Origin of the sequence: Oceanospirillum sanctuarii (assembly GCF_002150805.1) — a bacterium.
GTDB classification, from domain to species: Bacteria; Pseudomonadota; Gammaproteobacteria; order Pseudomonadales; family Halomonadaceae; genus Oceanospirillum; species Oceanospirillum sanctuarii.
This window is the reverse complement of sequence record NZ_MTBA01000004.1, coordinates 993,433-1,017,292: the sequence shown is the minus strand read 5'-3', so window position 1 is coordinate 1,017,292 and position 23,860 is coordinate 993,433. Positions and strand designations below refer to the sequence as shown.

General features: G+C 52.4%; 14 protein-coding genes. 5 read left to right on the top strand and 9 right to left on the bottom strand.

The window, feature by feature from the left end; genetic code table 11:
• Window positions 1–55 precede the first annotated feature (55 nt).
• From BV405_RS11600 to BV405_RS11590, 3 genes are all read right to left on the bottom strand, one after another.
• Window positions 56–1,765: a cation:proton antiporter domain-containing protein gene (locus tag BV405_RS11600; RefSeq protein WP_086480997.1), complete on the bottom strand. Its 1,710-nt coding sequence runs from the start codon at window positions 1,763–1,765 to the stop codon at window positions 56–58.
• Between the two features lie 334 nt (window positions 1,766–2,099).
• Window positions 2,100–2,993 carry a response regulator gene (locus BV405_RS11595; RefSeq protein WP_176330124.1) on the bottom strand — a complete coding sequence of 298 codons (894 nt, stop codon included), beginning with the start codon at window positions 2,991–2,993 and terminating at the stop codon, window positions 2,100–2,102.
• Between the two features lie 131 nt (window positions 2,994–3,124).
• The gene (locus tag BV405_RS11590; protein ID WP_086480995.1) at window positions 3,125–6,259 is read right to left on the bottom strand and encodes a PAS domain-containing hybrid sensor histidine kinase/response regulator; all 3,135 of its coding nucleotides are present in this window, start codon (window positions 6,257–6,259) and stop codon (window positions 3,125–3,127) included.
• A gap of 464 nt (window positions 6,260–6,723) precedes the next feature.
• On the opposite strand from BV405_RS11590, the gene BV405_RS11585 reads away from it, so the two are divergent.
• Together BV405_RS11585 and BV405_RS11580 are read left to right on the top strand one after the other, a co-directional pair.
• Entirely contained in the window at window positions 6,724–8,223 is a 1,500-nt protein-coding gene (locus BV405_RS11585) for an alanine/glycine:cation symporter family protein (RefSeq protein ID WP_086480994.1), read from the top strand.
• 306 nt (window positions 8,224–8,529) lie between these two features.
• Window positions 8,530–10,623, top strand: coding sequence for a methyl-accepting chemotaxis protein (locus BV405_RS11580; RefSeq protein ID WP_086480993.1), 2,094 nt, complete (start codon window positions 8,530–8,532; stop codon window positions 10,621–10,623).
• Between the two features lie 101 nt (window positions 10,624–10,724).
• Here the strand turns inward: BV405_RS11580 and BV405_RS11575 are convergent, their stop codons facing one another.
• Together BV405_RS11575 and BV405_RS11570 are read right to left on the bottom strand one after the other, a co-directional pair.
• Window positions 10,725–11,981: a GGDEF domain-containing protein gene (locus BV405_RS11575; RefSeq protein WP_140054576.1), complete on the bottom strand. Its 1,257-nt coding sequence runs from the start codon at window positions 11,979–11,981 to the stop codon at window positions 10,725–10,727.
• 165 nt (window positions 11,982–12,146) lie between these two features.
• Window positions 12,147–12,599, bottom strand: coding sequence for an Lrp/AsnC family transcriptional regulator (locus BV405_RS11570; RefSeq protein ID WP_086480991.1), 453 nt, complete (start codon window positions 12,597–12,599; stop codon window positions 12,147–12,149).
• A 250-nt stretch (window positions 12,600–12,849) separates the two neighbouring features.
• Here BV405_RS11570 and BV405_RS11565 point away from each other — a divergent pair, with 250 nt between their 5' ends.
• Both BV405_RS11565 and rarD read left to right on the top strand, forming a co-directional pair.
• Window positions 12,850–13,896 carry a hypothetical protein gene (locus tag BV405_RS11565; RefSeq protein ID WP_086480990.1) on the top strand — a complete coding sequence of 349 codons (1,047 nt, stop codon included), beginning with the start codon at window positions 12,850–12,852 and terminating at the stop codon, window positions 13,894–13,896.
• Complete coding sequence (rarD, locus tag BV405_RS11560) at window positions 13,889–14,806, top strand: EamA family transporter RarD (protein WP_245832298.1); 918 nt, start codon at window positions 13,889–13,891, stop codon at window positions 14,804–14,806. Before BV405_RS11565 ends, rarD begins: the two co-directional genes overlap by 8 nt.
• A 90-nt stretch (window positions 14,807–14,896) precedes the next feature.
• Here rarD and BV405_RS11555 read toward each other — a convergent pair whose 3' ends face one another.
• The 4 genes from BV405_RS11555 to BV405_RS11540 all read right to left on the bottom strand — a co-directional run bounded on the left by BV405_RS11555 (window position 14,897) and on the right by BV405_RS11540 (window position 19,686).
• Window positions 14,897–16,063 carry an MFS transporter gene (locus tag BV405_RS11555; RefSeq protein WP_086480988.1) on the bottom strand — a complete coding sequence of 389 codons (1,167 nt, stop codon included), beginning with the start codon at window positions 16,061–16,063 and terminating at the stop codon, window positions 14,897–14,899.
• A 143-nt stretch (window positions 16,064–16,206) separates the two neighbouring features.
• The gene (locus BV405_RS11550) at window positions 16,207–17,958 is read right to left on the bottom strand and encodes a diguanylate cyclase (protein WP_176330123.1); all 1,752 of its coding nucleotides are present in this window, start codon (window positions 17,956–17,958) and stop codon (window positions 16,207–16,209) included.
• A gap of 156 nt (window positions 17,959–18,114) precedes the next feature.
• Entirely contained in the window at window positions 18,115–19,086 is a 972-nt protein-coding gene (locus BV405_RS11545; RefSeq protein WP_086480986.1) for a tetratricopeptide repeat protein, read from the bottom strand.
• A gap of 123 nt (window positions 19,087–19,209) precedes the next feature.
• Window positions 19,210–19,686 carry an Lrp/AsnC family transcriptional regulator gene (locus BV405_RS11540; RefSeq protein WP_086480985.1) on the bottom strand — a complete coding sequence of 159 codons (477 nt, stop codon included), beginning with the start codon at window positions 19,684–19,686 and terminating at the stop codon, window positions 19,210–19,212.
• Between the two features lie 283 nt (window positions 19,687–19,969).
• Here BV405_RS11540 and putA point away from each other — a divergent pair, with 283 nt between their 5' ends.
• Entirely contained in the window at window positions 19,970–23,614 is a 3,645-nt protein-coding gene (gene putA / locus BV405_RS11535) for a bifunctional proline dehydrogenase/L-glutamate gamma-semialdehyde dehydrogenase PutA (RefSeq protein ID WP_245832297.1), read from the top strand.
• Window positions 23,615–23,860 lie beyond the last annotated feature (246 nt).

The window sequence follows — 23,860 nt, the reverse complement described above, 5'->3', positions numbered from 1 at the left end:
AGTTCAAAACTGCTGACAGCACCTTTTTTACGACATGCACTATTTGTCTGGCAGATTAACTCTTATCCGTTACCAGAGCCTGATAGCCATCTTCACGAACTGCATCCAGCAGGTTCGTTACTTCCTTATCCTTCACGTTGATCATCTTCAGGGCTTCACCGCCCAGATGCAGACTGCTTTCCATCGCTTCAGGATAGGCGTGAGTTGCACCTGCTTCGATCAGTTCGTTACAGGAAGCCAGATCTCGGGCACGGGAGATAATCGGCACATTCGGGTAGTCACTACGAATATGCTGAACTGCGCGCAGCGCCGATGGCGTATGGTCGATGGTCATAACCACCAGAGCAGCATCGTGCATGTGTGCTGCTTCCAGCAGATGATGATCCCCTACGTCACCGTAATAAACCGGCATACCCAGTTCCTGACCTTTGGCAATATGGGTCGGGTTGGTATCAAAGGCGACAAAGGGAACGCCACGCTCCTGCAGTAGGGTAGCAACGGTATAACCGACACGGCCAAAACCACCGATGATCACCCGGCCTTTGCAGTCCTGTGCGGGGATTTCGATCTGAGGGGCTTCTTCAGAGGTATCTTTACTGGCTAGCAAAGCGTTCAGCATATCTGCCGCTTTCAGAGCCAGAGGGGTGACCACCATAGAAACCGAAATCACACCTACCGCCAGAACGAAGGTTTCGTCACTGATCACCTGCAGCGCTTTAGCGGAACCAAAGAGTACAAAGCCGAACTCACCGCCCTGAGAAAGCAGCAGCGCGATACGGATCGCCTGTTGGCGGATATAGCCAAAGGCCATCGCCAGCCCCAGCAGTACGATAAACTTCAGCACCACGATGACGACAACGTGCTGAACAAAAAGCAGAGGTTTGGCCGCCAGAGCGCCGATATCAATCGACATACCTACCGCTACAAAGAACAGGCTCATCAGCATGCCTTTGTAGGGCTCGATCAATGCCTGAACCTGAATGCGGTATTTGGAACCGGATAGCAGCATACCCATGATAAAGGCACCCAGAGCCATAGAGATACCGGCGTAGTGCATAGACCAGGCAGAGAGGAAAACCGCCATCATTACCACCAGCAGGAAGCCCTCTTTGTTGCCGCGCTTAGACAGAGCATCCAGAGTCATCGGCAGGATATAACGGCCAAAGACGCCGATCAGCATCAGCATGCCCGCAACGGTGCCGAATTGTTGCCACATAGGAACATCAGAGGACAAACGGCCGGTCTGAGACAGAATCGGTACGATCGCCAGCAGTGGTACGATTGCCAGATCCTGCATCAGCAGAATCGAGAATGAAGCTGTACCGTGGCGGCTGTTGATCTCACCACTCTCCTGCAGCATCTGCAGCACCATGGCGGTGGAGGAGAGCGCAAAAGTCAGACCGATCAGCAGTGCACTGGTCCAGTGAGGTTCAAAGAACAGGAAGTAAGCACCGATCACCGCACCGGACAGCAGAATCTGCAGCAGGCCCAGACCGAATACTTCCCGCCGCATCGACCAGAGTCGTGCAGGCTTCATCTCAAGACCGATCAGGAACAGCAGCATTACCACGCCCAGCTCGGTAAAGTGACGAACATCTTCCACTTCCGTGGTGACCGTCGGTCCAAAAGAGTGAGGGCCGACAGCAATACCTGCCACCAGAAGTCCAAGTATGGAACCCAGTCCAAAGTGTTTAAAAACAGCAACCGCTATCGAGGTGGCGATTAAAACCATTAAGGCTGAGGTGATAAAACTATCCAGATGCATTCGCTTGTTCCGTTGTTTGCGATGAGCCTATTTCAGGAAAAAACCTGAATGATCCTGCTAAGAACCTGTTCCGGTGATTCGGTTCCAGTTGTTTGGTTCCAGATTACTTCGCAGGCATTGCGCTTTTATTGCGCCTATTGCATGAACTCATACCCGGGCAGGCTCAGTTCAAGAAAGAGTGACAGAGAGTATAGGTGAAAACAGCTGAAGCCTCAGGGACATAAAGAGCTGTCCGGAGGATTTTTGTGGGGGGAAGACTGCTTCAGTACCGCCTGTCATTTCTGTCGGGCATTAACCCGACAAAACGCCGGGTATCTTAGCCTAAGCGAGCGGATTATCCCAGCTGAACCGTTGCTTCAACGCAGTTTCCGCAGCCCTGATACTCAAGGGTATCAAAGCTGATTCGACGTGCCATGGCGATGCCCCGGCCGTGCAGATGGAAAACACGCTCTGGCTGAATCTCAAGGTATGGACGCCAGTCAAAACCGTCACCTTCATCGCAGATGGTCAGTACAATCCGGCTGGCTTCACGACGGAATTTCACCTGAACCAGACGCTCCTGATACTGAGGATCCCGCAGGCGTTTTTCGATCTCCTCATGCCACTGACGGCTCATCAGCAGATGGGTTTTTTCTTCGTAGCTGATATTCAGGTTACCGTGTTCAACGGCATTCACCAGAAGCTCCAGAAGACCGGTGGAGACCTTTTTCGGATCGGGGAATAACTGGCTCAGAGCGTTGGTCAGCAGACGGGCTTCGCCCAGAGTACGCAGGGTGAACTCTGCTGAGTTCAGCAGCTGCAGTGCCCTTGAGTTGTCGTTCAGGGTTTCCTGCAGGTTGCAGTAGTCGCGGTATTGGTTCGCAGCTTCGGTAATGATAGGGATCAGCAGTTCCCGCTGCAGGGGTTTTACCAGATAGTAATAAGCACCGGCATCGATGCCCTGTTGGATGCTTTCCTGATCGGAGGCAGCGGTTTCCATTATGACCGGAATACGGTGCAGTTCCGGATCACGCTTCAGACGATGGAGAAACTCCAGTCCGTCCATGCCCGGCAGGTTACGATCGAGCAGAATAGCATCAACCCGCGTGGATTTATGTTGCAGGTGCTCCCACGCGCTCTCGGCGTTGGACATCAGAGTGACCTGAATATCCTCTTTCGCAAGAGTGTGTTCGATGAACCCGGCGATGATCTCTTCATCTTCGATTAACAGAATCTGGTAGGGTCCCATGGTCATATCCTTACTGATGTCCGGCCTCTTTGCCGGGTTAACTCTTTAATAACCTGAGTTCCGGAGACGCCAGAATTTCAGGGGTAAACGACTTCTGATTATAGCTGACTATTATAGTCGGATATTTGCCATCAGGTGTAGTTTGCGATTAAGTCCAATGTTCTGCTTAAAGTAGCAGAAACCGAGGGAAGGTTTTGTTTCTTAATCGTTTCTATCTGTTCTTTTCCTTCTCTGAGTTGTTGCTCTAGCCCGCTGAATTCTGCCTGCAAGGCACACAGATAAAGACTGCCAGCAGCCCCTTTAACCTTATGTGCAAGCCCTTCCGCTTTATCCCGCTCGCCGGCATCCAGCAACTGTTCGATCTCTTTACAGCTTTTGCCATACTGGGATTCAAATTGCTTCATAAAGTGCTGCAGGGATTCTTTGTCGCCCCAGTTAAAGATCGCGGTGGCTTCATCCAGTAATGGCAGTTCGCTGGCTTCGCCTCTGTCATTGGCTTCACCGGCCCGTTCGCTCTCCGTAGCAGGCTCAGAGGTACTCGGACTTTCTGACGCTGGTTTGCTGGCCGGTTGCGGGTTCTGCATCGGCAGATGATCCTGCAGACAGGCCATGATCTGACTGATGGTGAAAGGCTTGGTCAGTACCTGATCAGCTCCGCATTTCAGCGCCTCGTCATGGGCCGATTCGGTAATGCCTGCGGTAAGGGCGATAACAGGCACCTGATCATAGTTCGGTAGTTGGCGGATCTGGCGTGTGGCCTCGTAGCCATCCATGACCGGCATTTGCAGATCCATCAGAATCAGATCCGGTGGCGAAGTCAGCTCACCGGTTTTAGCCAGAGCTTCTGCGCCGTTTTCAGCCAGTATGACCTTACCTCCGGCGCGCAGGATAATGCGTTGTGCGATATCCCGGTTCAGGTCACTGTCATCCACAACCAGCAGGGTTTTGCCTTCAAGAGAGGTCTCTTTAATCGCTTGCGGGTCTGCCGTTTCAACCTGACTGGCCTCTGCCAGTGGCAGGCTCAGGATGAAACTGAAGGTGCTGCCCTGACCTAGCTGGCTGCTGAGGTTGAGTTCGCTGCCCATCAGCTGAATCAGCTTACGACTGATCGCCAGCCCCAGGCCTGTGCCACCAAACTCACGGGTGACGGAACTATCAGCCTGAGCAAAGGCATCGAAGATCACTTCCTGCTGTTCCGGTGAGATACCCGGTCCGGTATCCGAGACGCTGAACTTCAGCGTGGCTTCCAGCTTGCCGAGCATCTGAGGCTGAATATGTACATTCACCCGACCTTCCTGAGTGAACTTGATCGCATTGCTGATCAGGTTGAGCAGAATCTGTTTCAGCCGGTAGGGGTCTCCAAGGAGGAAGAGACGTTCTGTCCCGCCGGTATTCAGATGGAGTTTCAGCCCTTTCTGCTGCGCCTGAACCTCACAGATAGACAGAATCTGTGCATAGATCTCTTTCAGGCTGAAAGGCGTATGTTCTATGGAAAGTCCGCCAGCTTCGATTTTGGAGAAATCCAGCACGTCATTGACGATATGCAGCAGGTTGTCACCGGCGTGCTGAATGTTCTTACTCAGGGTTTGGGCATTTTCAGGCAGTTCTTCCTGATTCAGCAGTTCACCCAGCACCATGATGGCGTTCAGTGGCGTGCGGATTTCATGGCTCATATTGGCCAGAAAATCACTTTTCAGCCGGGCAAGGCGCTCGGCATCTTCCCGGGCGCGTTCCAGATGTCGGGTCTGGCGGGTGTGCAGCTCATTCAGCTGGCGCTCAGATTCCAGGCGGCTGGTGATATCTTCCAGTGTTGCCAGAATAGAAATTTCGCCATCGACTTCGTAGGGGCTGAGGCCGATCTCAACATTGATCAGCTCACCATCTTTACGCATACCCTGCAGGCTCTGACCGTTTTTCATCATCTTTCGGCGGGGGCGCAGGTGGTTCAGGTAATCTGTGCGCTCTTTAACGTGTCCCTTGCGTAGCTCAACCGGTATCAGGTGCTCTACGGGCAGGCCGGTGAGCTCGAAGGCGCTGTAGCCAAAGAGTTTTTCCAGCGCCGGGTTGACCAGAGAGATATTGCCTCGGCTGTCGCAAACCAGAAGCGGAGTGTGTGAGGCGTTAAAGATCACCCGGAAACGCTGCTCATCTTCCCGCTGTTTCCGTAGCTGTTCAGCGTGAATACGATTTTCCAGTGCGTTGCGTTCTGCCTGACGTTGTGCCTGTTGTGCCTGCAGCAGACGATAAAGAGCAAAGCCGCCGATGATCAGCAGTATCAGGGTCAGTAGCAGACCGCCCCCCCAGTACTGTAAACGCAGAGCGTTAAGCACAGAAACCGGCTGATGCAGTAACAGAAAACCCAGTGTCTGGTTGTTAAAGGTCTTGGGATCATCGTCCGGGTAGAGGGTTTCCCAGCTCCACAGACCGCTGTTTTTCAGTAGTTGGCTGTGATTGTAGCTGTGCATCTGTTGCCAGATATCCGGATGCTGCTTTTTGAAAGCCTTGCCGTGGCTGAGCTGAAAACCCCACTCCAGATTATTGTCCTGATGCTGCAGCCAATAACCTTCCGGGTTGATCAGCTGAATGCGCTTGGCGTCATTTTCCAGAATCTGTTGCAGGTCGCTCAGGTATTGCCGGGCATCAATATTGACAATGATCAGGCCGTGGTTTTCATTCTCAATGTAAAGGGGAATTGCCATTCGGAGAGTCGGGCGCAGGGGCTGTTCGATAACACCAAACTCGACATTCAGATCCATGGGGGAGAGATAAAGCTGTTCGCCTTTCCCCAGAGCCAGAGTGCCCTGAAAATAGTAGCGACCGATTTTATTCTGCAGATCTTCGGTGGGGACGCGAAGATAGCCTTTAGCGCTGTCAGGATCGGGTTCCATTCGCAGGCGTTCCTGTCCCAGTTCATCGATCCAGCGAATCTGAAAATAGTTGGGGTTACGGCTGAGCATAGAGGCAAAGCTGGCCTCCATGCCTTCAAGGTTGGAATCCGGATTCATCAGGCCATCCAGAACCGGCTGCTCCTGACGCAGACTGAGCAGGTGATCCTGAGGCGGTTGCAGGCTTTTCTGCAGGCTGATGGTGCTGCGCTGTAGCAGTGTCTCTTCGTTTAGCTTGATCAGACTGAGTTCGTTCTCGTAAAGCATACGAATCAGCAGACCTGCGACCAGAAGAACGATCAGAGCCAGCGGCACAAAGGTACGCAGAAAAAGCGAACTTATTGAAGAGGTGTTAACGTCCTTCTCATCCAGCGCGTGCATGTATCGTCCTTAAACCGGTATATAAATTGATCTGAAAGCCAGAGTCTGTGCTGCTTAACGGGAAATTGTAACACTTGTTATATCGGCCAGGCATACAACTTCATCACACTTGTATTGATGCTGATTTTAGTCTTTGTCAGCAAAGTCAGCGTGTTTTTTAGGAACTTGTACTAATCATCTAATGTGATGCCGCTATTTAGGGGGCTGCAGGCAGATTGCTATATTAGTCTCTTAGAAAGTGTTGCTGTCTAAATCACTTTATCTGAATGGATCTGTTGTATTTGGTTTGATTTCAGGCTTTTTATCACTGATAAGGGTGAAAATCAGAGTACTTTTCTGTTTCTACTTATGTAAAATCCTTCCTCTGGACTGTCGTCCGCAATACGCGTTTTACGATCGCTCCACTTATAAATCTAAGAACTATAAAGCGCTTAAGCGCTTACCTCTAACGGGAGGCATTTTTAATGCAAGCATTTGTCGATTTTATGAACGGCATTATCTGGAGTCCGGCACTGATCTATCTGTGTCTGGGCGCTGGTCTGTTCTACTCCGTACTGACCCGCTTCGTTCAGGTCAGACACTTTTCCGAAATGTGGCGTCTGCTATTTTCCGGAAAAAGCTCTGACAAAGGTATCTCATCCTTTCAGGCTCTGGCAGTTTCTCTGTCCGGCCGTGTAGGTACCGGTAACATCGCTGGTGTTGCTGCAGCTATCGGTTTCGGTGGTCCGGGTGCGGTTTTCTGGATGTGGGTTGTTGCCTTCCTGGGCGCTGCTACCGCATACGCTGAATCCACGCTGGCTCAGCTGTACAAAGAAGAGCAGGATGGTCAGTACCGTGGTGGCCCTGCTTACTACATCGAAAAAGCGATGGGTCAGAAGTGGTACGCATGGATCTTTGCAATCGCAACGATCATGGCGTGTGGTCTGCTGCTGCCGGGTGTTCAGGCGAACAGTATCGGTAACGCAGTAGAAGCAACCTTCGGCGCTGGTACTATGATCCAGACCGGTATGGGCGAGCTGAGCTCTGCTAAGATCTTCACTGGTCTGGCTGTGGTTCTGGTTCTGGGCTTCATCATCTTCGGTGGCGTTAAGCGTATCGCTAACTTCACTCAGGTTGTTGTGCCTTTCATGGCGCTGGGTTACATCATCATCGCTTGTGTGATCGTTCTGCTGAACATCTCTGAACTGCCAGCAATTATCGGCATGATTCTGGGCGATGCCTTCACTCCAATGGCGGGCTTCGGTGCTGCTATCGGTTGGGGTGTTAAGCGTGGTGTTTACTCCAACGAAGCCGGTCAGGGTACTGGTCCTCACGCTGCAGCGGCAGCTGAAGTTGATCACCCTGCACAGCAAGGTCTGGTTCAGGCATTCTCTGTTTACATCGATACCCTGTTCGTATGTTCAGCGACTGCCTTTATGATTCTGATCACTGGTGCTTACAACGTTCATGGCGTTGGTGATGCATTCCTGGTTCAGAACCTTGCGGCGGACATCGCGGCTAACGGTCCGGTATTCACTCAGATGGCAATCGAAACCACTATGCCTGGTTTTGGTAAGCCGTTTGTTGCACTGGCGCTGTTCTTCTTCTCCTTCACCACTATTCTGGCGTACTACTACATTGCAGAAACCAATGTGGCGTACCTGAAGCGCACCATTCACATTCCGGGTCTGATCTTCGCTCTGAAAGTTGCCATCATGGCATCTACTTTCTACGGCGCGGTTAAAGCTGCTGATCTGGCATGGGGTCTGGGTGACGTAGGTGTTGGTCTGATGGCGTGGCTGAACATCGTAGGTATTATCATCATCTTCTTCATGTCTAAGCCGACTATGAAGGTGCTGAAAGACTACGAAGATCAGCAGAAAGCCGGTGTAACCGACTTTACTTTTGATCCTCAGAAGCTGGGCATCAAGGGTGCTACTTACTGGGAAAAACGTCTGGCTAAGAAAGAGCAGGCGGGCGAATAATAACAATCGCGACGACAGATCCGGTGTGCCGGTGAACGAGCTTCACTGGCCACCAAAAAGAATGGCGCCTACCCTCATGGGGTAGGCGTCATTTTTTTTGCTGTGATTTTTCCCCGGAGCATGTTTCACATCAGGGCCTTTTCACTGTTCGGCAACATCGGGCTGGCAGGATATGTGCTATAGATATAAAAAAAAGATTCATTAATAAGCACACAGGTCTCAGCAACGAATTTTAAAGGGAATATCTGCGTCATCAGGGAGTTTTATTAACCGGCAGACATAACAAATAATCCTTTAGGTCGTTCTATGAAAATTAAAACCCGCATCGCCCTTGCCACAGGTGCCTGTCTGGCGCTCTCCTCTGTCATTCTGTTGGCTGCTTTTGCCTGGAAAAACAGCGAAGTAGAACAACAAACCCAAACACTGGTGGTCTCTGAACTCACCAATAAAGCGTTGGCCCAGTTGTCAGCATCTGCCTCGGCAGAAGCTGGTAAAACCCAGATTGAACTCAGTCGTGCTCTTTCTGTTGCCAAAGCACTGGCCGATACCTCTGTCAGTTTTATTGCCGATCAGGGCTCTGAAACCAGCCGTCAGCGCTTTTATGAATACACTCGTGATGTCCTTTCTCAGAACAAAGCAGTTGTGATGGGGACATACATCGCTTGGGAGAAGAATGCCGTTAATGACGACATGCTCCATGGTGGTGCGATCCATACCCATGCCAACGGTCAGTTTGCTCCATACTGGTTCCTGAATGGTGATGGTTCGCTGGGCTATCGAACCCTTGGTATGGATAAAGTCGAAGAGGCAATCGCCGCCGGTGAAACTTATGGTGACTGGTACACCTGTCCGATTGAGACCCGTAGCACCTGTCTGATTGAACCCTATTCATGGGAAGCCGGTGGTAAAACGATTGTCGGTACCTCGATTACGGTTCCTCTGATTGTGCAGAACCGTGTGGTTGGCATGACAGGGATTGATATGGAACTGAGCTTCCTGAAAGCGCTGGTGGATAAGGCGGATCAGGCGCTGTATGGCGGTCAGGGGCAGGTCTTTATGTTGAGCAATAAAGGCCTTGTGGCAGCGGACTCTGATGGCAAGCTTGAACTGGCTAAAATCTATAACGGCGCTGCGAAAGACTTTCTGCTGCAAAGTGTGCAGAAAGGAGAAGCCGCAACCCGTCAGATTGGTGGTGAGTTCTGGTCGGTTCAGCCCATCGCGCCGGAAGGCGTAACCACTCCTTGGGCTGTGGTTATCCATCAGGATGCCAGCTGGGTTCTGGCGGGAGCTAAAGAGGTTGAGCAATCGATGCTTGGCCAGTTCCGGGAGAGCATGGCGACCACCATTATTATCGGTATTGTGGTGTCTGTATCCGGTATCGTACTTCTGATGCTGATCGCTCAGGGCATTGCGGCACCTATCCGTAAGGCTGCGGATATGGTGAATCAACTGGCCTCTCAGGATGGCGATCTGACTCAGCGTCTGACCATTGAACGCAATGATGAAGTGGGCGAGCTGTCCCGTAACATCAATGCCTTTATCCATAAAACCCATGAGATTGTAAAAGATATCGCCTCTGCCATGGGGGATGTGGAAGGCTCCGCCCGCCGTGCGGCAGAGATCTCTGACAACAGCACCATGGGTATTGAGAAGCAGCGGGCAGAGGTCGATCAGATCGCAACCGCTATCAATCAGATGTCAGCATCTGCCGGTGAAGTGGCGCAGATCGCTACCACAACGGCAAACTCCTCCAGCGAAGCGAAAGACTCGGTGGATAACAGTGCGGCCAATGTAAACCGCAGTGCAGACTCCATTCGGCAGCTGTCCGAGCAGGTATCAAGCACCTCTGAGCTGATGGAACTGCTGGCGGCAGACAGTAACAATATCAGCCAGATTGTGGAGACCATTCAGGGCATCTCGGAGCAGACCAATCTGCTGGCGCTGAATGCTGCGATTGAGGCGGCTCGTGCCGGTGAATCCGGTCGGGGCTTTGCGGTTGTCGCTGATGAGGTGCGGACACTGGCCTCGAAAACTCAGGAGTCCACGGAAGAGATTCAGGGACTGATCGACCAGCTGCAACAGCGCACCAAAGAAGCCTTGGAAGCGATGCATCGGGGTAACAGTCAGTCTGATGATTGTCTGCAGATGGCGGAGGAAGCTTCCACGCACCTGAATCAGGTGGTGGGAGCGATTGCCGAGATCGATAATATGACCACTCAGATGGCCAGTGTGGTGGAAGAGCAGCGGGCGGTAACGGAAGATATTACCCGTAATATCGTCAATATCAGTGATGAAACCAGCCTTGTAGCAGATGGCGCTGTGGCTGCCAATCAGGAGAGTCAGGCGCTGCTGGAGCTGGTGAAGCAGCTGGAATCTCAGCTGAACCGCTTCCGTTACTGACCCAGTCAGATGTTCTGAACCAAAAAGCCCCGGCAGATGCCGGGGCTTTTTGTTGTGCATGAGGTTAACAGATCCGTTAATCAAAAGGTTTCTGCTTCTGATCAGGCTTCTGCCATCTCTTTTGCTTTTTCCTGATCAGCCTTGCCCTGAGCTGAGGCGTTCTCGCCTTCGATCACAACGACAGCTTCAGAATCGCCTTTCGGGAAGTGCACCTCGCTACCATCCGGTGCAATACATTTTGCCCGACCGGTTTGTTTGGCTTTGTACAGACGCTTATCAGCGATATCCACCAGATCCTTCCAGCTATGGGTATCGTCCTCATGCTGTTCTGACAGGCCGATACTGGCGGTGACTGGTGTGCCGTCCGGTAGTTTGGCCAAACCGCGCTCCATAATACGGGCAACCACATTTTTAGCGGACTCAGAATCCGTGTGCGGCAGCAGAATCAGGAACTCTTCACCACCCCAGCGGATCGCGGCATCACCCCGACGAATGCTTTCGCTCAGGGTCTTAGAGGCCTGGCGTAATACTTCATCACCGGCATCGTGACCCAGAGTGTCGTTAATGCCTTTGAACTTATCCAGATCCAGAAACAGGATAGAGAAGTTCGATTGCTGCAGACCGGTAGCCCGGAACAGAGATTCCATAATGTCCATGCCTGCGCGGCGGGTCAGCAACTTGGTCAGGCCATCGTAACTGGCTTTCACCATCTGGGAGATCAGATAGCGCACCTGTTGCAGAGAGGAGAACATGGAAACGCCCAGAATCACCAGCAGCAGCCAGAGCTGAACCAGCAACATGTTCACGTCACTGCCTTCGCTGCGATAGAGGCCGAAACTTGCCAGAGCCACCAGCACGACAGAGAACAGAGAGAACTCTTTCAGCGTCAACGGGAACAGAGCGAGAGAGGCGATTACCACATAGGGCAGCAAGCCATAGAGGTGCATCAGGGTTGCCGCCATGCCGTTCAGTTCGGTGTTAGCAATCAGCGGAGTGCTGAGCTGATAGAAGAGGGTTGGAATCATCAGCATCACCATCAGACTGGTGAGCGCCCGTTTCATACCGATGCGCACCTTACGGGTGATATACGCCAGTGCAAAGAAAGCGACACCAGAGACGATTCGCATAGCAACAAAAGTCAGCGCAATATCGGTCGGAAAATAGATCAGATCCAGAATGCCCCAAACAGGCACAACAACACCAAACAGCATGGCGAAGGGGAATATACGGCTGGCGATCAGATCCGCCCTGTGCTGGCGAATAATTTCCTGGTGGTCTTTGGCGCTGACCAGATCTGCAAATTGCTCTTTAGAATTGACACCAAAAAGTTGGTAGATCGAGAGAATAAGTGTATCCACTTTGCCTTCATCCTTGGGCACTTTATTCTTTTTCTTAGTGCCAGTTGTGTCGTGGGGATTAGTCGAAAGGCTAATGTAATCAGAACTTCCGACGGGGCAAAGAGGGGCTGATGACTAGATGCGATTCCATTGCGGTACGTCAATAGATGTTAATCGCATGAATGATTAGAGCTCGATTGCAGTGCGAAATTTCTCCCGTCTCAGGGAAATAAGGGAGCGAAACTTCCTTAAATAGGCGTTACTGGCGAGCTCCCGCCGAGCGAAGGCTTCATAGGTCTGCATATCCGGCACCAGTACCACAAGTACAAAGTCCACCTCTCCGGTGACCTGATAGCACTGGGTCACTTCCGGGCAGGCGCTCATCTGGCGGTTAAAGCTGTCGTAAACATCCAAGGTATCTCTGTCCATCTCCACTTCAACAATCACATTGATCAGGTGACCCACCACCTGAGGACTGACAATGGAAACGTCTGCCATGATGACGCCACTTTCCCGGAGTTTCTTCACCCGCTTCAGGCAGGCGGGTGCTGAAAGTCCCACGGTTTCTGCCAGCTTCTGGTTGCTGATGCGGTTGTCTTTCTGCAGCAGGTTAAGGATTTTCTTATCAATACGATCCATAGGGTTTTCTTGTGGTTAATAATATTTTGTTTGAGTGTTCTTTTTTCTAATTTTTTAATGTTTTCGCGATAAATAAGAAATATAGAAAGGTTTGAAGGGCAGTAAAAGAAATTTCTGAAAAATAAAGCGGAGTACACTTGCTGATTTCCGGTTTCGCAAGTCTCAGGCCGTAGAGCCGGAACAAAAGGGGTCGTTATATCAGTACCCCATTTCGATACTTATAAAGTGTTTTGCTTAGCAGTGTGACCCTATGACTCCGAACACATTTTCCCTATCTCTCTGGTGGCAGAAATTCAGTCGCCAGACTCTTCCTGCTCTGGGGCGGGATATTTTTAACGTCAGCTGGATGCTGTTCAAGCTGATGATTCCGGTGCTGATTATCGTCAAGATTCTGGAGGAGCTGGGTGCAATTCCTGTGATTGCCCATTTCCTTGAACCTCTGATGACTCTGGTGGGCTTACCGGAGGCGATGGGGCTGGTGCTCGCCACCAACCTGATGACCAATATCTATGCTGCGATGATCATCTTCTTTCAGCTGGCGCCGGATTATCCGATGACCGTTGCTCAGGTCAGCGTGTTGGGTGGCATGATGCTGATCGCCCACAGTTTGCCGATAGAAGTGCGTATTGTGCAGATGGCCGGTGTGCGTCTGGTCGCTGCTTTTATGATGCGTATGCTGACAGCGCTGATCTTCGGCATGCTGCTGTTCCATATCTACGATGCTTTCGGCTGGTTGCAGCAACCGGCAGAGCTGATCTGGCAGGCTCCCAAAGAGCAAACCTCGCTGTTGCTTTGGGCATGGCAGCAGCTGCAGAGCTTCGCAATGATCGTGGTCGTTATCGCCACCCTGATCAGTCTGCTGCGTTTTCTTCGTTGGATCCATGTCGAACGGCTGATGATCTTTCTGCTGCAGCCGGTGCTACGCCTGTTAGGGATTCGTCCGGAAGCTGCCAGTCTGACTATTGTCGGCATGACCCTCGGCCTCTCTTTTGGCGGTGGCCTTTTGATCGAAGAAGCCCGCAAAGGTCATATCGATAAGAAAGATATTTTTGCCGCCATGCTGCTGTTGAGTGTCTGCCACAGTCTGATTGAAGACACCCTGCTGATTATGGTGATGGGCGCGGATATTTCTGCTGCGCTCTGGTTCCGTCTGGCATTCAGTCTGCTTTTGGTGGCTGTGGTTACCCGGGTATTGCGTTACGCCAGTGATGACTTCTGGCATAAGTATCTGATTACTGGCAGCACTACCTCTACTTCAACAAATGCGGTTAATAATGAGGTGCCTGAACGTGGCTGAAGATAAAGACTTTCGTCAGGGTATCTACTTTGCGCTGGCGGCTTATACCATCTGGGGTATCGCACCTGTTTATTTCAAGGCGGTAGGGCATGTGCCGGCCTTTGAGGTGCTGGTACACAGAATTATCTGGTCTGTAGTGTTTCTGCTGCTGTTTATCGGCTTTACCGGTCGTTTAGGCAAGGTTGCTGCCGTTTTTAAACAGCCCCGGCTGTTAGGTGGTTTGGTGATCACAGCGCTGATTATCTCTCTGAACTGGCTGGTGTTTATCTGGGCGGTGGCGGAAGGCCGCATTCTGGAAACCAGTCTCGGGTACTTTATCAATCCGCTGATCAGTGTTTTTCTCGGTATGATCTTTCTGTCGGAGCGTTTGCGCCCGATGCAGTGGCTGGCACTGAGTTTTGCTGCGTTGGGAGTGCTGTACCAGCTGATCGAGTTTGGCAGCCTGCCCTGGGTAGGTCTGGTACTGGCCTTCAGTTTTGGCTTTTATGGCTTGCTGCGTAAACAGCTGGTGGTGGAAGCGGTGCCGGGACTCTTTATTGAAACCCTGATCGTATTGCCGGTGGGGCTGATCTCCCTGTTCTGGATGCAGTCTCAGGGCTTACTGGTTTTTGGTCACCAGAGCTTGCAAACCGACCTGCTCCTGGTAGCAGCCGGTCTGGTGACCACTTTCCCTTTGCTGTTCTTTGCCGGAGCAGCCCGTCGACTGCCGCTATCGATGATCGGCTTTGTGCAGTATCTGGCCCCCAGTATCACCTTTGTGCTGGCGGTATTTGTTTATCACGAGCCGATGGACGCCAGTAAGCTGATCACCTTTGCCATGATCTGGTTTGGTTTGCTGCTCTTTACCGGCGAGAGCCACCTGAACTCCCGTAAAAAGCTGGCGGCAGCAAGGGCAAAGCCCATTGCTTAATAGCTCATTATTGAATATCAGGCAGGTGATTGCAGAGTGCTGAACAGCTTGTAACTGAACAGTCCGATGAGCTTAATATAAAAATTAAGCTTAGCTTTGAGGCGGGGCACTGCGGCTATAGCTTGCAAGAGCCAGCAGCAGTATTCCCGCAAGACTAGCATGCAGCAGGCTGTAGGAGTGGAAGTGATCCATCAGCCAGCCGGAAATCGCCTGCAGGATGCCGACCCCAAAAAAGCCAACGAGGGTGAGAAAGGCAACGCCACGACCCATGAGCTGAGCCGGAATAAAGCCCCGGCAGTGGGCCATCACCAGTGCGTAGGTGTAGCCGAAGAGCCCCACCATTAACAGTCCGGAGGCTGCCAGCCAGAATGGCGGAGTGGGCAGGCTGATCAGGATCAGCGACAGAATCAGCAAGAGCGTTCCGCCCATCACCAGAGGTTTTCGCTGGCCAGTCTGTCGATCCAGCAGACCGTAGAGATACATACCCAGCGTCATCATCAGTGACATACCCAGCAGCAGATAACCCCGCTCTGCAGCATCCAGCTGATAACCTTCTGATAACCAGGGCCCTGCCCAGAGTCCCCGTATCGTCATCAGTGCTGCATAGCCGGTGAGTACCAGCGGCAGAATCGGCCAGAGCTGACGGATCAGTGCCACCTTTCCCATACCGCCAATCGTCTGCAGCGGGCTTTCCGGCTCACTGCCTTCAGCCTGACGATCACGACCTAAAAAGATTAGGCAAGCCAGCGCTGAACAGCTGGTGATTCCGAGAATGATCCAGAGCGCGCCTCGCCAGCCAAGGGCTTCAGCGATGAGGGCAAAGGGGGTGGTGCTGAACAGGTCGCCAAGGTTGGCCAGCGTCAGTACCAGAGCGGTCATATAAGCAAAGCGTTCAGCGGAGAAGCGGCGGGAGATCACCACCATAGAGCCTGTCATCAGAGGGGCGCACCCCGCTCCGATCAAGAGTTGTCCGGTATAAGCCATCCAGAGCTGGTCGCTGCTGGCAAAAAGTGCGGTGCCGGTTATCGCCAGCAGCATAAAGCTGACGATAGTCAGCCGGGGGCCTAATCTGTCCAGCGCAATGCCGACCGGTAGCTGAACTGCGGCAAAGCCGACAAAAAACAGCGAGGCGAGGGTGCCCAGTTCGCTGTCGGTCAGATTGAGATCCTGGGACAGTTCCGGTGCGATCACCGTAATGATGCTGCGATAGAGCATGCTGATGGCGGTGGCAAAAACCAGAGCGGAAAATTCAGGCATGAGGATAGCTACACCAGACAGGGTTTCGGGGCGGTCACGTTAGCATAGCTGATGGTCGGGAAGGAACGACCGGAAGGCTTTTCCCCGCGAATGGCGCGGGGAAAAATCGATCCTGTGATCAGATCGCCTGAATCACGTTATTTTTATGGGTTGGTTACGCCTTCACGGCTGTTTTTCAGATTCAGGTTGGTCTCGTTAGACAGACGCACCAGATTACGGCCTTCCGACTTAGCGCGATAAAGCGCGGTATCGGTGTGATGCAGTGCCTCATTCAGACTATCGCCCTTTTTCACCACATAGGCTCCGACACTGATGGTTAGAGGAATATGGTGCGGCGACTGTTCTGCGTAAGCCGGGCGGCTACGTTCGACTTCCAGGCGAATCGCTTCAGCAATCGCCAGCACCTGATAGGCCTGAGTGTGACTCACCAGAGCCAGCAGCTCGTCGCCGCCCCAGCGGGATGAGGTACCCAGCACCGCATCGTCAATATGCTTACGCATAATCTCAGCGACACTCTGCAAGGCGCGGTCACCATTTCCATGGCCGTATCTGTCGTTGATCTCTTTCATAAAATCGAGATCCAGCCAGATCAGGCTGTAGCAGAGGTTGCTGTCGTTCGGTGTTTTCCGATGTTGCTCATCCAGCAGGTCGAGCATGCTGCGGCGGTTAATCAGGCCGGTCAGCAGGTCAGTACGTTTGGCGCGCTCCAGTTCTTTCTGGCTAAGCTCCAGCTGGTGCTCCATATCGGCACGGGTCTGACCGACCGAGTGGGCCAGCTGATTGAAGTGTTGCATCAGATGTCCGATCTCTGCCTGCCCCTTGAGTGCTTTCTCCGGCAGCTTGCCTTCACTCAGAGCTTCCATCGCTTTATTCAACTTGCTGACCGGACGTAAGACCATAAAGCGGATCGCCAGATTCAGAATCAGGATCATGGCGATCAGTGTCAGGCCATAAACCAGAAACATACCGCTGAATCTGTCCATTGGCAGCAGGGTTTCAATATCAATGAGGGTAACTTCATACCAGTCGATTTCCGGCAGATAAGCCACCGCCATCAGGCTGCGTTTGCCTTCGATATTGATGTAGTAACTGATTACTTCGTCTTTCTGGCGGAAGGCTTCACGCATCGCAAGACGTAACAGAGCTTTGTCTTCCTGCTCGTCAATCAGCTGTTCGACATTGTGCAGCTGGTCAGAAGGGCGAGTGAAACTGGAGAAGTTCACCAGACTACTGTCCTGATGCAGCTGGATCGCGCCGGAGTGATCAACAAAGATATTGGTCACGCCGGGCTCACTTTCCTGAGCAACCCGGTTCAGTACGGCGTTCAGATTCAGACCTGTGCCGACAACCCCGAGAGCTTGATCACCGTCGGTCAGCAGAATATCGATCCAGAGTTTAGTGACATCCAGTTCTGCATCCCAGTTGACGTTAACGTGGATCTCACGCTTCTGCTCGATCAGGCTATAAAACCAGCTGTCGGCAGGGTTATCAGGATTCAGCACATAGCGCAGCTGATTGTTCTGGTAGGTGTTATTGGCGTCGTTATGGAAGTACTCACCACTTTTATGCAGAGCAACGAAGTAGTTCATCTCCAGAAAGTTATAGCGGAAGTTTTCCATCTCTTTCAGCGCCTGACTGCGCAGATCAGGATCTTCCGGGTTACGGGCAAAATTAAGCAGGGCTGTGGACTGAGCAAACTGACGTGACAGAGCCAGCTCCCGGATCAGGGGCTGAAGTGTACGCTGACGGTCATACAGCACCTGCTTTTCCGCGTAGCGAACCGCCCACTCTTCGATCACCTCTTCCACTAGCGAGCTGACGGATGACCAGGCCGCAAACGAGGAGACAACAATCAGAATGATGGAGAACAGGGCAAAGCGCAGTTTTAAACTCATGGAGCACTCCTTTTGCACTCGGAGAACGAAAGCCGGTGAGTCAATATCACCGGCTTTCTGTTGCATCGGCAGCGGACTCCGGGGAATCGGAGCGGGCTGGGATTCAGTGCAGGGCATCCTGCCGCACTGTTGTTCGTTTTTCAGATCTGGGATGAATCAGTATTCAGCGGTTTCCAGTGTGCCTTCCAGCGCACCTTCAAGCCGTTCATGATGAACCTTTTCCATCTTGCGGTAGCCATCGCAGGCGCGGGAGTAACCACCCTCGCAGGCTGACTTGTACCACTTTAGCGAAGCAGTCAGGTTAGGCTTCAGGCGGGGATAACCTTCGTACATCACCGCCAGATTATACTGGGCGACTAAAATGCCGGAATCTGCAGCCTTCTGTAGCCATTGTGCTGCCTGATCCATATCGATATGAGTACCAAGGCCGTAATAGTGCAGATAAGCCAGAGCCAGAGCAGCTTCGGCATGACCCTGCTTGGCGGCTTGGGTGTGCCAGTTCAGAGCGGCACGATAGTTCTGTTTGGCACCGGCACCATCTTCTGCCAGCAGTGCCAGTTGGTACTGGGCATCGGCGTGACCTTTAAGAGCTGCCTTGTAGAACCATTTTTCCGCTTTTTGAAAGCTGGTGCCGGTTCCCGCACCTTGTTTGTACATGAGTCCCAGCTGGAACTCAGCTTCGGTCAGACCCTGTTCCGCAGCCTTCCTGATCCAGCCGATGGCATCTACCTGATGGCGGGGCAGGTCGCCGCGCTCCAGATATTGCATCCCCAGCAGATACTGACCTTCAGCCAGCCCCTGATCCGCAGCTTTCTGATACCAGACATGAGCCTGAGCCGGATCATAGTCACCACCGCGACCATCTTCATACAGACGACCGGCCATGAGCTGGGCTCTGGCATCGCCTTTTTCAGCCGCTTTCAGAAAGGTATTCAAGGCGTGGGTGTACAGCTCCTGATCGTAGAAGCGCATCCCTTTATCAAAGTTGGCTCCCGCTTCCGTAGAAAGCACCAGGGACACCAGAAGCAGGCTGATTTGCAGCAGTCGCAGAGCGTATGAAGGGTGTTTTTCAGGCGCAGAAAAAGACACGGAAGCAGCGGATGATGGTGAGATCTGCCAGAAGGACATGATAAAGCCTCGCGGGGATATTGAATCGCGGGGGCATTGTAAATCTATGTAAGCAGAATAGGTATTAGGGATAACCCTGTTTTTTTTATAGATTTGGTCAGATTTGCTGATCGCCCAGTGATATCAGGGGTTGAGCAGGTGCGATTCAATATCCTTCACGCTTTCCATAACTGCGTAGGTACTGGTCTGCAGCACGTAAGGCAGGGTCGAGATCTGTTCGCCCAGAACCTTACGATAGTCTTCCATGCCAGTGGTACGTACTTTCAGCAGGTAGTCAAAGCCTGCCGCAATCATGTGGCACTGCTCCACTTCCGGAATCTGACGTACCGCTTCATTAAAGGCATCCAGTGCTTTGGTTTTGGTATCGCTCAGCTTTACTTGCACAAAGGCGATGTGATTTACCCCTAAGCGTTTCTGATTTACCAGTGCAACGTAACCCAGAATAAAGCCCTGTTCCTCCAGCTTTTTCATGCGTAACTGGCAAGGTGTTTTAGAGAGTCCTACCCTTGAAGCTAGCTCTGTTACCGTCAGGCGGGCATTTTTCTGCAGTTCGCGAAGAATGGCGTGGTCGATGCGATCCAGATCATCTGTGCGTTTCATTTTAATGACACCTGATAGAAGACAGAGGTTAGCGAAGTGCCAACCGACAGTTTATTGAGACTCTGCTTGTGTCCATTTTTCGTTATGAAATAGGCCTTTAGCAGGGGTGTTTTTAGTGTATAGGTAAAATCTCTATTTATGGAATATTTTTTTTAACTATTCACTGATTTTAGGGCAAAAAAATAAAACAGAAATCTAAAAATGAAAAAAATATAGGGAAAAAGGCTATAGGGCTAAAGCTAGAATGCTCGCCTATGTTTCCACAATAACGAAAGGTGTCGATATGACTCAGGCAATGAAGACTACAACAAATGCCGCTGCGAACACGACCGCAATCCGAGATGCGATCCGTGATCACTATCTGGCAGATGAAACCCGTTCGGTTAATGCATTGGTTGAGATGGCAGGCTTGTCTGCCGAGACACGACAGCAGATCTCTAACGAAGCGGCGAAGCTGATTACCCGCGTTCGTACGTCTGCAAAGCCTTCGATGATGGAAAACTTTCTGGCGGAATATGGCCTGACCACTAAAGAGGGTATCGCCCTGATGTGTCTGGCAGAAGCGCTGCTGCGTGTGCCGGATGCTGAAACGATTGATGAACTGATCGAAGATAAAATTGTTCCCGGAAAATGGCAGGAGCACCTGGGTCAGTCTGAATCTGCACTGATTAACACCTCTACCTGGGGCCTGATGGTTACCGGTAAGCTGATTGCACCGACTGACGAGAAAGGCCTGACCAACACCCTGCGCGCTATGATCAAGCGTCTGGGCGAGCCGGTTGTCCGTACGGCGGTTAAGCAGGCGATGAAAGAGCTGGGCCGTCAGTTTGTACTGGGCCGCACCATTGAAGAAGCGACCAAAAACGGTAAGAAACAGCAATCCCGCGGTTACACCTACTCCTACGATATGCTGGGTGAAGCGGCACGTACTGATGCCGATGCGCTGCGTTATCACCGTGCTTACGCTGATGCGATCAATAAACTGACCCCAAGCTGCAAATTTGATGATATCCGTAAGAATCCGGGTATCTCCGTTAAGCTGTCTGCGCTGCACCCACGTTATGAATTCGGTAAATACGACAGCGTTATGGACGTTCTGGTTGAGCGTACCTTCCAACTGGCGCTGATGGCGAAAGAAGCCAACATGGGCTTCAACATTGATGCGGAAGAAGCAGACCGCCTGGATCTGTCTCTGGATGTGATTGAAGCGGTCCTGGCGCGTCCTGAGCTGGCAGGCTGGGATGGCTTCGGTATCGTGGTTCAGGCCTTCGGCCCGCGCGCACCTTTCGTGCTGGACTGGCTGTATGCCACCGCTGAGAAGCTGGATCGTAAGATCATGGTACGTCTGGTGAAAGGCGCGTACTGGGATGCTGAGATCAAACGCGCACAGGTTATGGGTCTGGAAGGCTTCCCGGTATTCACCCGTAAGGTGAACACCGATGTGTCTTACGTTTCCTGCGCGACTAAGCTGCTGAAAATGACCGACCGCATCTACCCACAGTTTGCGACCCACAACGCGCACTCTGTCGCGGCGATTATGAATCTGGCGGACGATCTGGATAAGTTTGAATTCCAGCGTCTGCACGGTATGGGCGAATCTCTGCACGATGTGGTTGTGCAGGAAAACAAAGTTCGCTGCCGTATCTACGCACCTGTTGGTGCGCACCAGGATCTGCTGGCGTATCTGGTTCGTCGTCTGCTGGAAAACGGCGCGAACAGCTCCTTTGTAAACCAGATCGTTGACACCTCTATTGCTCCTGAGCAGATCGCCCGTGATCCGTTCGATGCGGTACTGGCTCTGGACAGTATTCCTAACCCTGTGATCACCCGTTCTGCGGATATCTATGGTGACAAGCGCCGTAACGCCAAAGGCTGGGATATCACTGATATCCGTACTGTTGAGCAGCTGGACAAAGAGCGTGGAGAGTACCTGAACCACAACTGGCAGGCTGCGCCTATGATTGCCGGTGATGTTGAAGGTGCTGGCACCAAAACCGTGATCAACCCGGCAAACCATCAGGATGTTGTCGGTCAGGTTGTGGAAGCGTCTGAAAAAGATATCGAAACCGCTATTGCTGCAGCTCAGGCAGGTCAGAAAGCCTGGGAAGCCCTGTCCGTTGAAGAGCGTGGTGCGCGTATTCGTAAGTTTGCAGACCTGATGGAAGCGAACGCCGGTGAGCTGTTTGCTCTGGCAACCCGTGAAGCGGGTAAATCTCTGCTGGATGGTATCGCCGAGATCCGTGAAGCAGTGGATTTCGCACTTTACTACCCGAATGAAGCGGAACTGCACAATGAAGATGGCACGGCTCGTGGCCTGATCACCTGTATCTCTCCGTGGAACTTCCCGCTGGCGATTTTTGCCGGTCAGATCTGTGCGGCGTTGGCTGCAGGTAATGCTGTGCTGGCGAAACCAGCCGAGCAAACAGTTCTGATGGCGGCTCGTGCGGTTGAACTGATGCACGAAGCGGGTATCCCGAAAGATGTGATTCAGCTGCTGCCGGGTGCCGGTGCGGTTGTGGGCGCGGCGCTGACTTCTGATGCTCGCATCAACGGTGTGTGTTTCACCGGTTCTACCGCTACTGCTCAGCATATCAACCGTTCTATGGCAGCAAGCATGTCTCCGGAAGCGCCTCTGATCGCTGAAACCGGTGGTATGAACGCCATGATCGTGGACTCTACCGCTCTGCCTGAGCAGGTGATTCGTGATGTTCTGGCTTCATCTTTCCAGAGTGCTGGTCAGCGTTGTTCTGCACTGCGTGTGCTTTATGTGCAGAAAGATATCGCCGGTCACCTGCTGGAGATGCTGTACGGCGCTATGGATGAACTGGCCGTGGGTAACCCATGGCTGATCAGCACCGATGTAGGTCCTGTGATCGACAAGTTGGCTCAGGACAAGATCATGGCGCACATCAACAAGTTTAAAGAGCAGGGTCGCTGCCTGAAAACTTATGAAGTGCCAACAACCGGTACTTTTGTTCCGCCTACTGTGATCAAGCTGGACAGCATCAACGAGATGGAAGAAGAGATCTTCGGTCCTGTGCTGCACGTTTGCACCTTTGAAGCCAGCGAGCTGGATCAGGTGATTGCGGATATCAACGGTCGCGGTTACGGCCTGACCTTTGGTCTGCATACCCGTATGGATTCCCGTATCGACTATGTGACCGAGCGTGTACACGTGGGCAATTGCTACGTGAACCGTAACCAGATCGGCGCAATCGTTGGTTCTCAGCCGTTCGGTGGTGAAGGTCTGTCCGGTACTGGTCCTAAAGCCGGTGGCCCGCTGTATGTTCGTCGCTTTAAGCATATTGCAGGCGAGAATCGCGGCGAAGCTCTGCAGGGTGATCTGGTGGCTGAAGCTCAGCTGCAGGACGCAATCAACAGCGCGCTGAAACTGACCGTTAAAGAAGCGGCTCAGGCAACGAAAGAGGTTGAGCAGCAACTGGGTGCACTGGCCGCTCATGTGAATTCTGCTCTGCTGGTTACCCGCGAAATGCCGGGGCCGACCGGTGAGCTGAACCGTCTGAGCTTCCACGCCCGTGGTCTGGTGCTGTGTGCAGGTCCTGATCTGGACAGCGCTACTCAACAGGCGGCTGTGGCTCTGGCTCAGGGTAACCGTGTTGTCGTGGTTGCGCCGGGCGTTAAAGCACTGGCCGATCAGCTGGCTTCTGCCGGCCTGCCGATTGTCGGTCTGGATGGTGCAGTTGACGCTTCCGTTCTGGCAGGCCTGACCGGTATTGATGCTATCGCCAGTAACGCGGCAGCAGACGTGCTGAAGGCTTACCGTGAAGTGCTGGCAAAACGCGATGGTGTTCTGCTGCCACTGCTGACCGAAGCACACCTGCCGGAGCGTTTCGTACACGAGCGTCACCTGTGTGTGGATACAACGGCAGCGGGCGGTAACGCCAGCCTGATCGCATCCACTAACTAAGCGTTAGCTTTAAAGACTCGCCGGTTTATAGCCGGTGAGTCTTTGATCATGAGTGTTCTGCGGTGTTGTTTGGCTGATTAGCAGAGCACTGATGATCAAAGTGTTATTGAGCAAAGTTTTGAGCATTAAGGCGTTCGTGGTTTCAGCGTCTTAATCGAAGCACCTGTAATCAGGTGTTAGCGGATCAACCGGCAGGATCGGATGTTTCGTAAAACCCTTTTGGGCAGGGCCGTTCGTGTGCCGACG

Excerpts from the sequence above, each read along its gene's own strand:
- BV405_RS11550 (WP_176330123.1), bottom strand. The coding sequence starts at position 17,958 with ATGAGTTTAAAACTGCGCTTTGCCCTGTTCTCCATCATTCTGATTGTT.
- BV405_RS11565 (WP_086480990.1), top strand. The coding sequence starts at position 12,850 with ATGACTCCGAACACATTTTCCCTATCTCTCTGGTGGCAGAAATTCAGT.
- BV405_RS11595 (WP_176330124.1), bottom strand. The coding sequence starts at position 2,993 with ATGGGACCCTACCAGATTCTGTTAATCGAAGATGAAGAGATCATCGCC.
- BV405_RS11570 (WP_086480991.1), bottom strand. The coding sequence starts at position 12,599 with ATGGATCGTATTGATAAGAAAATCCTTAACCTGCTGCAGAAAGACAAC.
- BV405_RS11600 (WP_086480997.1), bottom strand. The coding sequence starts at position 1,765 with ATGCATCTGGATAGTTTTATCACCTCAGCCTTAATGGTTTTAATCGCC.
- putA (WP_245832297.1), top strand. The coding sequence starts at position 19,970 with ATGACTCAGGCAATGAAGACTACAACAAATGCCGCTGCGAACACGACC.
- BV405_RS11555 (WP_086480988.1), bottom strand. The coding sequence starts at position 16,063 with ATGCCTGAATTTTCCGCTCTGGTTTTTGCCACCGCCATCAGCATGCTC.
- BV405_RS11580 (WP_086480993.1), top strand. The coding sequence starts at position 8,530 with ATGAAAATTAAAACCCGCATCGCCCTTGCCACAGGTGCCTGTCTGGCG.
- BV405_RS11590 (WP_086480995.1), bottom strand. The coding sequence starts at position 6,259 with ATGCACGCGCTGGATGAGAAGGACGTTAACACCTCTTCAATAAGTTCG.
- BV405_RS11545 (WP_086480986.1), bottom strand. The coding sequence starts at position 19,086 with ATGTCCTTCTGGCAGATCTCACCATCATCCGCTGCTTCCGTGTCTTTT.
- BV405_RS11585 (WP_086480994.1), top strand. The coding sequence starts at position 6,724 with ATGCAAGCATTTGTCGATTTTATGAACGGCATTATCTGGAGTCCGGCA.
- BV405_RS11540 (WP_086480985.1), bottom strand. The coding sequence starts at position 19,686 with ATGAAACGCACAGATGATCTGGATCGCATCGACCACGCCATTCTTCGC.